Origin of the sequence: Thermococcus sp. (assembly GCF_027008145.1) — an archaeon.
In the GTDB taxonomy this organism is placed as follows: domain Archaea; phylum Methanobacteriota_B; class Thermococci; order Thermococcales; family Thermococcaceae; genus Thermococcus.
Genome location: NZ_JALTCZ010000211.1, coordinates 1 through 13,244 on the forward strand (window position 1 = coordinate 1; position 13,244 = coordinate 13,244).

Sequence of the window (13,244 nt, forward strand, 5' to 3'; positions counted from 1 at the left end):
GGTACTTGGAGTTTTAGCTTTTCTGGACTATACGAGGTGAGCGGAAAGGTAATTAACCTTCATCCCAATGATGGGAGTGATAGAAGCCAACCCTATAAACGTTCTCCTCTACGAGGTACGCGAGATGAAGAAGCGCCTGGATGAGGTGGAGAAAGAACTTCTGAAGCTCAATGCAAAGCTCGTCGAAGAGGAAGCGGGGGAAAGCCTGGAGGAGATTGAAGCCCTTGAGGAGGAAGCTCTTAAAAACGGGACCTGCTGGGAGGAGCTCAAGAAGGAGCTGGAACTATGACCTTCAGGATTGTGGTCAGCAAGCGGGCTGAAAAAAATAAGAAACCTCCCTCCTGCCAACTTAAAGCGCCTTTGCCGAGCTTGTGGAGACGTTGAAACTCAACCCGGTGCCCGTGGAAAGCTTCAACGTTAAAAAGATACGCGGTTCGGGGCGGGCATACAGAGTTAGGCTTGGTAACTATCGGGTCCACGTGAGAGAGCCTACCGCTGAGCTAACCCTTTTATACCCCATTTCCCTTCTCCCCCCCGGTGGTGTCCATGAAGGTCGTCGTCATCGGTTCTGGTACAGCGGGAAGCAACTTCGCCCTCTTTCTCAGGAAGGCCGACAGGAAGGCGGAAATCACCGTCATCGGGAAGGAGCCAACGATGCAGTACTCACCGTGCGCGTTGCCCCATGTCATAAGCGGAACCATAGAGAAGCCGGAAGATGTTATCGTTTTCCCCAACGAGTTCTACGAAAGGCAGAGAATTAAAATGCTCCTCGGAGTGGAAGCTAGGGTAATAGACCGCGAGAGGAAGGTAGTCATCACCGACAAGGGCGAGATCCCCTATGACAAGTTGGTTTTAGCGGTCGGCTCTAGGGCCTTCATTCCTCCGATACGGGGCGTTGAGAACGAAGGGGTCTTTACGCTCAAGAGCCTCGGCGACGTGAGGAAAATAAAGGCCTACATAGCCGAGAGGAAGCCGAAGAAAGCGGTCGTAATCGGCGCCGGCCTGATAGGCCTTGAAGGCGCTGAAGCATTCGCGAAGCTCGGCATGGAGGTTCTCGTGGTGGAGCTGATGGATCGCCTAATGCCGACGATGCTTGACAGGGACATGGCAAAGCTCGTTCAGGCCGAGATGGAGAGACACGGTGTTTCCTTCCGCTTCGGCGTCGGTGTTAGTGAGATAATAGGGAGCCCGGTCAAAGCCGTTAAGATAGGTGAGGAGGAAGTCAAGGCAGACCTTGTTTTAGTCGCCACGGGCGTCAGGGCGAACGTTGATCTGGCCAAAAAGGTCGGCCTCGAAGTCAGCAGGGGCATAGTGGTGAACGAGCACCTCCAGACGAGCGATCCAGATATCTACGCGATAGGCGACTGCGCCGAGGTTGTGGATGCGGTAACGGGGAAGAGAACCCTCAGCCAGCTCGGGACGAGCGCGGTTAGGATGGCCAAAGTCGCGGCCGAGCACATAGCTGGGAAGGATGTTGCCTTCAGACCCGTCTTTAACACGGCAATAACCGGGCTCTTCGGCCTTGAGATAGGGGTCTTTGGAATCACCGAGGAGGGAGCTAAGAGGGAGGGCATCGAAACAGCGGTCGGCAGGTTCAGGGGCTCAACCAAGCCGGAGTACTACCCCGGAGGGAAGCCGATAACGGTCAAGCTGGTGTTCCGGAAGTCAGATAGAAAGCTCATCGGTGGGCAGATAGTCGGCGGTGAGAGGGTATGGGGCAGGATAATGACGCTCTCCGCTTTAGCCCAGAAGGGTGCAACGGTGGAAGATGTCGCTTACCTTGAGACTGCCTACGCACCTCCAATAAGCCCAACCATTGACCCCATAACCGTTGCCGGTGAGATGGCAATTAGGAAATTAACTTAAAACTTTCAGTATGTTTAGTTATTATTTCTTCTAATTTTTATACATATGGTTAATGTCGAAATTCTTCGAGCAAGCTTGTATCTATGAAAGCGCAAATGCTCTGAACTTTACGCAAAACTATTTAACCACAGAAAAAAAAACGCGATGGGGAGGTACCATGGATGTTAAGAAGAGAATCCCAACGGGAGTTCCTGGGTTGGATAAGATGATCCATGATGGGTTAATACCCGGTAGGGTGTACCTTGTAAAAGGGGGTCCCGGTCTTGGAAAAACTACCCTCGCAATCCAGTTCCTTATGGAAGGCGTGAGGAACGGGGAGGACGTTCTCTATATCACCTTAGAAGAGTCTCTTGAGATGGTTCATGAGGATATGAAATCTTTTGGGTTTGACTTAAAAAATCCCAAGTTTCACGGTATAGACGCAACCCCTGTTAGCAGAAAAACTTATCTCTTTGAAGATATTCACTATGCAGAATTCGCCGAAAGCCTTGAGAAGTTTATACCGGCCGTTGAAAAGAGACTGAAAGAATATCAAATCTCAAGGGTTGCAGTGGACCCAATAACGATGCTCCGTCTCACGGTAAATGACGAACTAACTTATCGTCGTCTCTTTATAGATCTTATTAAACTCTTTGCAGATTATGAGGCCACTGTGGTAATAACCTCTGATATAGGGTCTTCGTATAGCTTTGGAATCGAGGACTACCTGACAAGCGGTGTCATAGAACTCAGGAGGTATGATGTTGGGGGAAAGGCCCTCAAGGGCATCAGGGTGACGAAGTTCAGGGGGAGCCCCTTCGACGAAGATGTAAGGCCTTATGCCTTCACAGACACTGGTATCGAAGTCTACGCCTCCGAGAGGATGTATGAGAAGTCCACGAGGTGAGGTGATTGTTATGGAGATCCCCCTCTCTCAGCTTGGAAACCTCCTCGGCCCGATCAGTGAGGGGGATGTTGTGCTCGTCGAGACTGAGGGTGAGGTGACGGCGGACTTCCTGCTCCGGACCGTGGAAGAGAACAGAGGCAAGGCTCAACTGCTCTTCGTAGTCCCAAAGGGAGCTCCCGAGGTCAGGAACCCTCTGAAAAGCCAGAAGGACGTCCAACTGCTTATCCTCGGGAAGGACATCGACACAGACAGGCTCTACGAGCTCCTTCGCACCATCAGAAACCTTTCCGAAGGGGCCCTCATAGTCACAATACGCCTGGACTCCCTTTTCCTGAAACGCGACGAGAAGAGCGTTTACCTGTTTCTTGAGGATTTGGCGAGCCTCGTTCAAGAGAAGAACCTGATTCTGTTAATGACCATCGACAAGAGGAACGTCTCCTCAAGGCAGATGGCAATGTTCGAGAACCTTTCCACCCACGTGGTGGACACCATGGAGAGGATAACCGACTCCCGCGTGGTTCACCTTCTCAGGGTCAAGAAGTCGCCCAAGGGGAGCACGGGCTTCTACACCATGAACGTTAAGGACGGTAAAATAATCCTCCAAAAGCCCGGGCCTTAGGGGTTCTAGTCCCCTACTCTCGTCGTTTTGCCTGAACCCTATTTTTCTCACTGGTTCTGAGTTTAGCCCCTTGGATCTTTGTCAAAATGATGACCTTTCAAGCAAAAAGCTTATATTTTAGAAATCTGCTCAAAACTATCGTGTTTTTAATGAACGGATAATCTAAATCTGGTGGTAAAGATGAACATAGAGGCGGTTGAATGGGCAAAGAAGGTGCTGGCCGAGAAGGGAATAAGGCAGGTTCTGTGTGCCTTCACCGACGTCAGAGGCTACCTGCTGACGTTCTCGATACCCGCTAGAGAGTTCATCGAAGGTAGCGCCTTCGAGGACGGCATAGGTTTCGACGGCTCTTCGGTGAGGGGTTTTAAGAGCATCGAGCAGAGCGACATGGTCTGGAAGCCCGACCCCTCGACGCTCAGGGTTATCCCATGGGCCGAGGGGATACACGCGAGCGCGGTAATGTTCGGCGACGTCTACGAGGCTGGAGGCAGGGATCAAGCTGATTGCGACCCAAGGGGCTTTGTTGCAAAAAGACTTAAGAAGGAGCTCGGGGAGGAGGGCAGGTCAGCCATATTCGGGCCTGAGATAGAGTTCTTCGTCTTCGACGGCATCGACGCAAGGAGCCTTGCATGGGATCTTTTCGTCACGCCAAATGGAGGCGAGGGCGACTCCTGGGGTGCCCCGAGGGTCATCCCTAAGAGCAGAGAGCTTGAGGAGTTGCCGATAATAAGGCCCAAGGAAGGTTACTTCAGGGCCCCTCCCGAGGACAGGACGCTCGAATACAGGAACGAACTCGTCTATTATCTCGAAAAGATGGGTATCATCGTCGAGTACCACCACCATGAAGTTGCCACAGCCGGTCAGGTTGAGTTTGATTTCAAGCCCTTCGGCCTCGTTGACGTTGGTGATGCCTTCTACATCTACAAGTTCGTCGCCAAGAACGTCGCGAGGATGCACGGCCTTCTGGCGACCTTCATGCCGAAGCCCCTCTACCTCGACAACGCCAGCGGGATGCACGTCCACCAGAGCCTCTGGGAGGGCGAGCCCTTCAGGGGTAAGAACCTCTTCTCTGACCCGGACGACGAGTTCGGCCTGAGCCAGCTGGCGAGGTACTACATTGGTGGCCTCCTTGAGCACGCTCCAGCTTTAACAGCTCTGAACGCTCCGACGGTCAACTCCTACAAGAGGCTCGTTCCAGGCTTCGAGGCCCCGATTTTTATAGCCTGGAGCCCGAGGAACAGGTCTGCCCTTGTAAGGGTTCCGGCCTACTTCAAGAAGCCTTCAGCAATAAGGGTCGAGTACAGGGGCGCTGACCCGAGCCAGAACCCGTATCTGGGTATAGCGGCCCAACTCGCCGCGGGGCTGAACGGCATAAGGAAGAAGATAGACCCCGGCGATCCGGTGATGAAGGACATCTACAAGCTCACCGATAGGGAGAAAAGGGAGCTCGGTATTGGAGAACTGCCCACAAGCCTTAAGGAGGCCCTTGAGGCCCTCGCGAGCGACGAGGTCATCCAGAGGATTCTGGGAAGCCACATCTACGATGCCTTCATGGAGCTGAAGACAGAGGAGTGGAACCAGTACTCCCTCTACGTGACACCCTGGGAGTTCATGAAGTACTTCGACATCTGACTTTTTCTACCTTCTTCTCTGTCCGTGGAAAAGTTTAAGTTCCCAGAGTTTAAATAGCTCTCAATGGACTTGGGGGAATCGGGATGAAAAGGCTCTCGCTCATTGTTCTCCTCCTGCTCTTTATGAGTGTAATCGCCATGTACATCGGGGAGAGTCCAGGGAGTTCCACTTCCCCAAAGGTCACCCTAAAGCCGAGGCATCCATCCAGGGAAGAACTTTTGGATGGGTTGGGGGAGATAAGGCAGTTCACGTTCATAGAGAATACGAGCGTAAGGCTCAACATGACCATCAGGCAGGGAAACCTAACCCGGAGCCAGAATATTACCATAGTCTACAATAGAAAGGGCTACCTCGACTTCACCGAGAGAAAGGCTGAGATCAACATAACCACCCTTGTCTTTCCGGGTGGGACCTCAACCTCAAGCAGGGAGGTTATCATAGGGAACGATGTTTACGTCTCCATCGGCGGCAGTTGGTTCAAGCTGACCAACGAGAGCCTTGGCTTACCCCCGTCCCTCGTGCTCAACATGACGTGGAAGTACAACGTAGTCAACTTCACGATGAAATACCTCACCAGGAAACCCGTTAAGGTGGAGTTCAGGAACGGCACCCAGTTCCTCTACTACAACATCACTTACGATGATCTGAAGACCATCTTCGAGGGACTTCTGGGGAGGGCCCCGAACATGACTACCAACCTGACCAACGGAATTCTCGAGCTCAGGTTCAGAGGAATCACTCTGATAGGTGGGAGGGCCGGTTACAGGGTCAGCACCCACATATGGGGCGAGAGGCTCGGGCAGAGGGTAAATGTCTATGAGAAGGGCTTCGTCTACGACGAGTTCATAATCACCGACGTAAACGTCAAGAAAAAGGTTGAGGCGCCGTCAGCGTTCCACGCGTGAGCTTTTTATTCCTTCCTCCAACTTCTCTTTGATGGAGCGCAAGAGGGTAAGCAAGCTCATGGCCTACATCCTGAGGCACTCCCCTGAGGAGTTCGGCCTAAAACCCGATAAGGAAGGCTTCGTTCCTCTAAGCGGGCTCATCAGGGCGCTTAGAGAGGTCTACCCTGAAGTAACCGAGGGACTCGTGAGGGAGGTTGTCGAGAATGACCCAAAGGGGCGCTACGAGATAAGGGCAGGAAAAATCCGCGCCCGCTACGGCCACAGCTTTCCGGTCTCTCTAAACCACGGGGAAGATGCCGAAAGTCGCTTTCTCTACCACGGAACCCCGAGGAGTAATCTTCCCTCCATCATGAGGGAGGGCCTGAAACCAATGAGAAGGCAGTTCGTTCACCTGAGCACGAGCAAAGGCGAGGCTCTCGAAACGGGCAGAAGGCACGGGAGGAACGTTGTACTGCTCGTCATAGACGCCAACTGCCTAAGGCGGAGGGGGCTGAAGGTCTACAAAGCCGGAAAGAACGTGAGGATTGTTAAGTTGGTTCCCCCGGAGTGCATCACTCTGGCAGTCTGAGTGTTAGAATGAATGCCAGCCCGAGGGGGATGAGGGTGCTCACGAAGTCTAGGGTGAAGCTTATCCCGGACAGGTAACCTCCAACTAGGGGCCCAACGACCCAGCCGAGGCTCATCATGGTGTTCAGCAAACCCATCCCCTGGGCCCTCTCGTTAGGGCCAACTTTCCCGGCAACGTAGGCAGAAGTCGAGTTTATAGTCATCACCCACTTAATCCCCGAGAGGAATGCGACACCGAAGACCAGCCAGACGTTTCTCACGAGAGCATATAGGAGGAAGGCCAGAGCGTAGCCGACTATGGCCAGCAGGTAGAACCTTCTCGCACCGTACCGGTCTATCAGCCTGCCAATGAGGTAGCCGGTTAAAGCCGCGGCGAGGCTCTCTATCCCAAAGATTACCCCAACACTCCATTCCCCGAAGGTTTCCTTGAAGTAAACCGAGGAAACGCTGTAGAACTGCCCGCTGGCCACCATCACGAGGAAGACTGTGAGGTAGAAAAGCCCGAGATAACTGCGCATGAACCTTTTAAAGGCTGACCCCCCGATTGTTGCCCTCCAGCCCTCCCTTCCTTCCCTGACTAGTATTATCCCGAGGAGGGAGTGCTTTCCGCGCTGCCCTTCCCGTATCAGGAGAGCTAGGCCTGTTGAAGCAGAGAGCAGAAAGCCCGCAATGAAGAAAACGCTCTCTACACCGAGATATTCTACAACCGCCGAGCCGAGGAAGTTGCCCGCCATGAAGCCAGCATTTTCCACCGAGTTGAATAGGCCGAATATCGAGCCGGCCCTGGTTGAGAGCTCTGAAATCAGGGCGGAGTGGGCCGGCGTCAGGGCCGAGCCGAAGACCCCCTGGAGCGTCCTCAGGATGAGAACCTGGGTCGGGGTGACAGCGAAGGCCATCAGCGAGTAGAAGAGACCCAGCGAAGCTGTGCCGAAGGCTATGAAGGCTTTTCTGTTGCCGGTTGAGTCTGAAAGCCAGCCGAAGGGGTACTGAAAAACCGTAGAAGTTAGGTTGAAGGCGACGCTGAGGAAGCCGACCATGAGCATGCTCGCACCGAGGACTCTCATGTAGACGCTCAGGTAGGGGAAGGCCATGCCGAAGGCAACGTTGGCGATGAACATGGCCACCGCTAGTATGAGGGTATTCCTCCGTTTAACCCGGAGCTTTTTGAGCTTTAAAGCTCTCTCCCGCTTGCCCTGGATGGTAGTCTGCTCTCTCCTCGGCATCGGTGGGGAGAAGGGCGGACCTCTTATAAAATTTCCGTCGAAATGATGAGAGGAGGATTGAAAAATCAAGCACTGCCGTACTGCTTTAGGATGTTGTATATGTGCTGGGCGGCATCTGTGTAGAGAGTGAACTTCTTGCCCCTCGCGCGAAACTCAAGGTAGTAACCTCCAAGTATGGCCTTCTTCAGCTCAAGCCAACTTATCTCCTTCAATGGAATGTCCTCGTAGACCTCACCTATACCCGCGGCTCTGAGAGCGGCTTTAACGGCAACGGTTGCAACGGTTCCTCTCAGCCTGTACTTCCCCGTGAGCTTCAGCCTCTTATTGGTTATGACGAGCGTTCCAACGCGCTCCTGGCTTATTGCACCAATCTTGAACCTTACCTCGCCCCTGTAAAGCTCTCTCTCAGGTTCTTCTGCTGGGGTGGTAGCCTTTTCAATCTGAGGAGCCTCAACGGGCTTAGCCCCGGCGAGGCGCTTTGTCTGCTCCTCGGTGAGCTTTGCCACAGCTCCACTCTCGGCCTCGTAGGCTTCAACTACCGTTTTGAGCAGGAAGTAGTGGAACTCGAAGAGGTACTGGAAAAATTTTAGGTCACCACAGGAGTAGTCCCATTTCTCTTCCCGCATGAGTCTTAGGCTTTTTTGAGCTTCTTCCAGAAGTTCCCTCGCCTCTTCCATGTCCCCGTAGTGAAGGACGTGACAGACGTTGGAGGCGAACTTCAGGGCGGAGATTCCACGAGGGTACCTTTCTTGTTGAACTTTGCCTCTGGTTCTTGGACTATACAAGGTATTTCCTCTTCAAGTTCAAAAACATCTTGAAAGAGTTCACCGGCTTTGTAATCGTTGAGTGGGCTATATATTTCCTCTACAATTGCCCTAAGTTCCTCTTCTGCTCTGTCGAATTCGTCTTTAGATATTGTAAAGTCTCCTTCCGATAGTGCCCCTAAAGCCTTTTCGAGGATGGAGAGAGGGCTGAGAGTATTTTCCAATCACCATTGTTTTTCGAGGAGTATCCTCTGAACCTCTTCCTGCACTCCTCTAATAAATTGTCACCTAGTTTTTCTCTTGCAAGTTTCTCGATAGAGGTTCCCCAATATTTTATTTCAAGTTCTTTCTTTTTCTTTTTTAATTTCGTTGATTTCGTTTATTATTGATCTTCTGTTGGAGAAATTAACAATAATACCCCCAAACATAGCTGCAGAACTTGCACTAATAACCCCTATTACTGCTGCGACGACTCCAGTAGCCCCCTCTCCTCCTGAGGCAAATAGAAATGACATCATTGCAACAGCAACTGCCACTAAAAAGATCTCTACAAAAGTGCTGTGAAGTTTTTCTCTTGTCTAGCTGGTCTTTCTGCCATTTAATATTATTTTCTATCCGGGTGATTTCCCCCCACAGTCTCTCTCCTTAACAAGCGCCCGAGCCTTGCCAGTGCACGTATGAAAAGTTCGACTTTGCAGTACTCGAGGGTGGCTTGGAATGGTCTGTCAAAAGAAAACTGAAAAATTTTGAAGATGGCTAAATCACCCCATCTGCAGTGCCCTGCCTCTCAGCTCACCCCTCTCGAAGCGATAGGGATCATACCACCAGGCGGGAAGGTCAGTTCTGCCTTTTGTAACGAGGTCGGCCACCATCTCCGCCACTGCAAGAGCCATCATGAAGCCGTGGCCGGAGAAGCCCGCAGCTATGTAGTAGTCGCTCAGCTCCTCGATTTTGCCTATAACAGGGTTGCTGTCCGGTGTCTTGGCATAGTAGCCCGCCCACGTCCTCAGTATGAGGAGCTCCCTGAGGGCTGGAATTATCCTAGTGAAGTAGTAGCTGACCTCGCGCATGAACTCGTACGTTGGAGTGAGGTCGTAGGTTGGCCCTTCTTCATAGCCGACACCGCCGATTATCCCGCCATGGGCCGTCTGGGTAAGGTAAGCGTGACCGTAGCGGAAGGAGATGACCATCGGCTTTACCGAACCTTGCTTTATGGGCTGGGTTATTACCGCCTGGTGCTTGTAGGGCTCTATCGGTATCTTCGTCCTTATTCCTGCCATCGCGTTGATGAGCTTGGTCCAGGCGTTGGTAGCGTTGATGACAATGCCGGTCTTTATAGTCCCCCTGCTCGTTTTGAGGCCTTTTATTTCCCCGTTCTCGACGATGAAGTCCTTGACCTCGGTGTATTCCACCAGCTTCGCTCCAAACTCCTCGGCATGAAGGGCAAACTTCGCAGTTGAGTGGAAGGGGCTGGCCTTCCCATCGGTTGGATTCCACGAAGCGGCAACGACCTCACTGATATCCAAGAGCGGAACTATCTCCTTGGCCTCCTCCGGCGTTATAAGTCTCGTCGGGATTCCAAAGCGGTTCTGTATCGCTATGTTCCTCTTGAAGGCCTTAACTTCATCGTCGTCGTAGAGCAGGAAGAGGTAGCCGGTCTGCTCGAATGGGAAGTCATATTCTTCGCTATAGCGCTTCCACAGCTCAACTGAGCGCTTCATTGTCTGGACGTTCGCCTCGTCGTTGAACTGCTGTCTTATCCCCGTGCCACAGCGGAAGGTTGAGCCGGAACCTATGAAGCGCTTCTCTATGACGGTGACCTCTTCCCCGCGCTTGGCCAGCTCGTGGGCGATGGTAACTCCAACTATTCCGCCACCGATGACCGTTATTTCGCTCCTCTCAGGAAGCTTCTTCGTCGGCATTTCAATCCCTCCCGGCGACGACCTTCATCTTGACGTTCTTTATCGGTGGCCTCGCGACCGGTATGTCGAGTCTGTCCATCGGAGTTCCGCTTCTCTGGGAGACGAGCAAAGCCCCGTTGAAGAGGCAGAAGCGCCCTTGGCAGAATCCCATCGCGAGATGGGTTAGGCGCTTGATTATCTGCAGGTCGGTTATCCCGCTCTTAACGACGTCATCAACCTTCTTCAGCGTCACACCGCAGCCACATATCTGGACGTCCTCGCTGCTGAAGCCGTCGAGCGGGAGCTTTGAAATGGGTCTCGCGACAGGCTCGTAGTCCCTCAGCTTCTCCTCGTAGATGCAGGGCTCAGCTTCGAGGCCGAACTCCCTGAGGATGTAAGCCCCTACAAGCTTCCCCTCAAGGTAGTTTGCATAGTGGGGTTTTATGCTCACTGCGCTTCCAGCCACAAAGATTCCATCCCTTATCCTGTGGTTGGCATCTAAAACGGGCCTGTAGTAACCGCGCTTGAAGTAAACCTTCCCTCCGGCCTGGGTTATTGGATTTATGTCCGGAATCCTGCCGTCGGCCATTATGACTGCATCGACCTCGTAGACGTTGCCGTTCTCATCTATGAGGCGCTCAATCCTGTCCTCCCCTTCAACCCTCCTCGGGTTGGGAACCACGACGTACTCTATGCCCCAGCGGTCTAGCTCTGGAGTTATCTCCTCCGGAAACGCGCCGGTTACGGCAACCCTCTTTCCCGGTGCAACGTTCCAGACGTTTATGACTTCGAGGGCATCGCTCCTTCTGAAGACCCCGGGCCAGTCGTTGTTCTCGAAGAGCATTATGGAGTCAACTGCTCCTGTGGCTAAAACAACGCGCTTGGCCATGAACTCTATGAGCTGGTCATTTCTCACAGCCGGAACGAGGAAGTACTCGCCCTTGTCGAAGACCCCCAAAGTCGTCGTCTTGAGGAAGACGCGGACGTTTTTAGGGAAGTTCGTGAGCTTTTCTATGGCCTCCCTCGGGTTTCCGAAGCCTTCCTGCTCCACTCCTTTAAGCCACATGTCGCCACCTAACCATGAGCGCTCCTCGATGAGTGCAACGGTGAGCTTTCCCCCTATTTCCTCAACCGCTCCCAATCCAGCGGGACCGGCACCTATTACGGCGACATCAACGACGTAGCGGAGAATGGGTTTGCCCTCGTCTATCTCAATCTGCTCCTGAAACTCGTCGTAGCGTTGTCTCTCGACTCTCATGCTGTCCTTTACAACTAACTTCCTTCCGTTGATGTTTTTCACTCCATTGACCTTCACCGGAACCGGGCCGAAGGTGAAGGCTCCCCTGCGCCTCCCCTCTGTGCTCGTGGTGAGCCAGTAGAGGCCGTTGGCGAGCATAGCGACTGGAAACTTTTCGCCTTCATAGGCTTCGTAGGGTTTTCCATCAAAATAGATTGTAACCTTCTTAGAAGGGTTCTTCTCGGTAAGGTCGAGAGGCCTCATAACACCACCCCGAAAATTTTGCGGACACTGTTCGAAGTTGAGCGTCGATGCTTATAAACGTTGGGATGGATAAAAGGGAAAGCCGTCAGCCGGGCTCCTCAACGGGGAGCTTCATCCTGCTTGAGGCTAGGAGGAGAACCATCCCGAGGAGCGGCATCGCGAGGAAGACCAGCATGCCCTGGGTTACCCCCTGCACGAGGAGGAACATGACGTTCGGGGCTATGGCGTTGGCGGAGTTCGATATGAGCCCGAGGGCGAAGCTGGCCTCCGGGTAAATTTCCTTCGGATAAGTTGCCGGCGCCGTCGTCCAGAAGGCCGGGCCAGTTCCCTGTATTATGCCTGTCACTGCAAAGCCGAGAAGGGCCAGTGTGTAGTCGCTCCCTAGGATGCTCTTCCATACTATGAAGAGTCCTGCGAAGGTCACGGCGTAGGAGATTGTCATGACGCTGACTATCGCCCTGAAGAGGCCGCGGTTGCTCGTGTTCTTCAGCGAGAGGCGGTAACCCAGGTAGCCCATTATTATTGACCACAGGCCCATCGAGACCTCAAGGGCCATGACAAGGTTTGCAGTCTCTGAACCCGAGAACTCTGTATGGTGGAGGGTGAAGGAACCCAAGGTGAATATTATCCACAGAGCTGGGAAAAAGGTGAAGCCGAAGACCCACGTGAAGGGCATCTTCCAGACGTTTGCACTTGACGAGCGCTTCTCCTTTGGTATCTCGAAGTCTTCAACAAGGAGCCACCAGAGACCGAGCATCGCGTACATGATGGCCGCCGAGATTAGGAAGGCCACCTTAACCGACTCCCAGCCGGTATAGCTGTGGGAGGCCCAGCTGGCCAGGTTTATACCGTACATGCCACCCCAGAATATTCCTGAGAGGATTATGCCCTTCGCAAAGGGCCTCTCCGCTAAAAAGAGCCTCCCAATCTGGTTGCTGAAGACAGCTATAAGGGCAACTATGAACCCCTGAAAGAAGCGGAGGGCAACGACCACCCACCAGTTGCCCACAAAGGGAATTATAAACTGAGGTATCGCCGCGAAGCTGACTATCAAAGCTACGCTCCTCTTGAAGGAGCCCTTAAAGAGGCTAGTGCCTCCAAGGAGGAAGGCCACGAAGAGACCGACGACAAAGGCAGTCTGCTGGTACCCCATTGCTCCCCCTGTTATGCCGTAGTGCGCTATAACGGTCCCCTTAAACTTTTCAAGCATGTGCATTGTCCCAAAGCCAGAGGCCAGTAGGAGTGTGTTTAGTATTACCGTCCTCCACCTGTTCTCCATGCGTCACCACCTCAGAGCTTTGAAAGGGCCTCCTTCATGCGCTCCATTGCCTCGATGAGCTTCTCCTTTTCCGTTGCATAGCTGATTCTCACCCAGCCCTC

The 13,244-nt window shown here is 53.0% G+C and carries 14 protein-coding genes; 7 read left to right on the top strand and 7 right to left on the bottom strand.

The features are described 5' to 3' along the window. Positions 1-70: 70 nt before the first annotated feature. The 7 genes from MVD07_RS10805 to MVD07_RS10835 all read left to right on the top strand — a co-directional run bounded on the left by MVD07_RS10805 (position 71) and on the right by MVD07_RS10835 (position 6,476). Positions 71-289, top strand: a complete 219-nt coding sequence (locus MVD07_RS10805) for a hypothetical protein (protein ID WP_297502094.1) — start codon at positions 71-73, stop codon at positions 287-289. Between the two features lie 257 nt (positions 290-546). Next, the gene (locus MVD07_RS10810; RefSeq protein WP_297502128.1) at positions 547-1,866 is read left to right on the top strand and encodes an FAD-dependent oxidoreductase; all 1,320 of its coding nucleotides are present in this window, start codon (positions 547-549) and stop codon (positions 1,864-1,866) included. 157 nt (positions 1,867-2,023) lie between these two features. After that, positions 2,024-2,752: an ATPase domain-containing protein gene (locus tag MVD07_RS10815; RefSeq protein WP_297502097.1), complete on the top strand. Its 729-nt coding sequence runs from the start codon at positions 2,024-2,026 to the stop codon at positions 2,750-2,752. 1 nt (position 2,753) lies between these two features. Further along, positions 2,754-3,371, top strand: a complete 618-nt coding sequence (locus MVD07_RS10820) for a hypothetical protein (protein ID WP_297502100.1) — start codon at positions 2,754-2,756, stop codon at positions 3,369-3,371. A gap of 180 nt (positions 3,372-3,551) precedes the next feature. Next, complete coding sequence (gene glnA, locus MVD07_RS10825; RefSeq protein ID WP_297502131.1) at positions 3,552-5,003, top strand: type I glutamate--ammonia ligase; 1,452 nt, start codon at positions 3,552-3,554, stop codon at positions 5,001-5,003. A gap of 83 nt (positions 5,004-5,086) precedes the next feature. Further along, the gene (locus MVD07_RS10830) at positions 5,087-5,908 is read left to right on the top strand and encodes a hypothetical protein (protein WP_297502103.1); all 822 of its coding nucleotides are present in this window, start codon (positions 5,087-5,089) and stop codon (positions 5,906-5,908) included. 31 nt (positions 5,909-5,939) lie between these two features. Next, complete coding sequence (locus MVD07_RS10835; RefSeq protein WP_297502106.1) at positions 5,940-6,476, top strand: RNA 2'-phosphotransferase; 537 nt, start codon at positions 5,940-5,942, stop codon at positions 6,474-6,476. Here the strand turns inward: MVD07_RS10835 and MVD07_RS10840 are convergent. From MVD07_RS10840 to MVD07_RS10870, 7 genes are all read right to left on the bottom strand, one after another. After that, positions 6,460-7,698, bottom strand: a complete 1,239-nt coding sequence (locus MVD07_RS10840; RefSeq protein ID WP_297502109.1) for an MFS transporter — start codon at positions 7,696-7,698, stop codon at positions 6,460-6,462. The two genes, MVD07_RS10835 and MVD07_RS10840, sit on opposite strands and share 17 nt — an antisense overlap. 65 nt (positions 7,699-7,763) lie before the next feature. Next, complete coding sequence (locus tag MVD07_RS10845) at positions 7,764-8,375, bottom strand: hypothetical protein (RefSeq protein WP_297502112.1); 612 nt, start codon at positions 8,373-8,375, stop codon at positions 7,764-7,766. Positions 8,376-8,416: 41 nt separating this feature from the next. After that, a complete protein-coding gene (locus MVD07_RS10850; RefSeq protein ID WP_297502115.1) occupies positions 8,417-8,686 on the bottom strand; it encodes a hypothetical protein in 270 nt (89 codons plus the stop codon). Positions 8,687-8,800: 114 nt separating this feature from the next. Beyond that, positions 8,801-8,998 (bottom strand): hypothetical protein, encoded by a 198-nt coding sequence (locus tag MVD07_RS10855; protein ID WP_297502118.1) that lies wholly within the window; start codon positions 8,996-8,998, stop codon positions 8,801-8,803. A 225-nt stretch (positions 8,999-9,223) separates the two neighbouring features. Further along, on the bottom strand, positions 9,224-10,384 hold the full coding sequence (locus MVD07_RS10860) for an FAD-binding oxidoreductase (protein ID WP_297502121.1): 1,161 nt from the start codon (positions 10,382-10,384) through the stop codon (positions 9,224-9,226). A 1-nt stretch (position 10,385) separates the two neighbouring features. Further along, positions 10,386-11,864, bottom strand: coding sequence for an FAD-dependent oxidoreductase (locus MVD07_RS10865; RefSeq protein WP_297502124.1), 1,479 nt, complete (start codon positions 11,862-11,864; stop codon positions 10,386-10,388). A gap of 85 nt (positions 11,865-11,949) precedes the next feature. Continuing rightward, entirely contained in the window at positions 11,950-13,143 is a 1,194-nt protein-coding gene (locus MVD07_RS10870; RefSeq protein WP_297502126.1) for an MFS transporter, read from the bottom strand. Positions 13,144-13,244 lie beyond the last annotated feature (101 nt).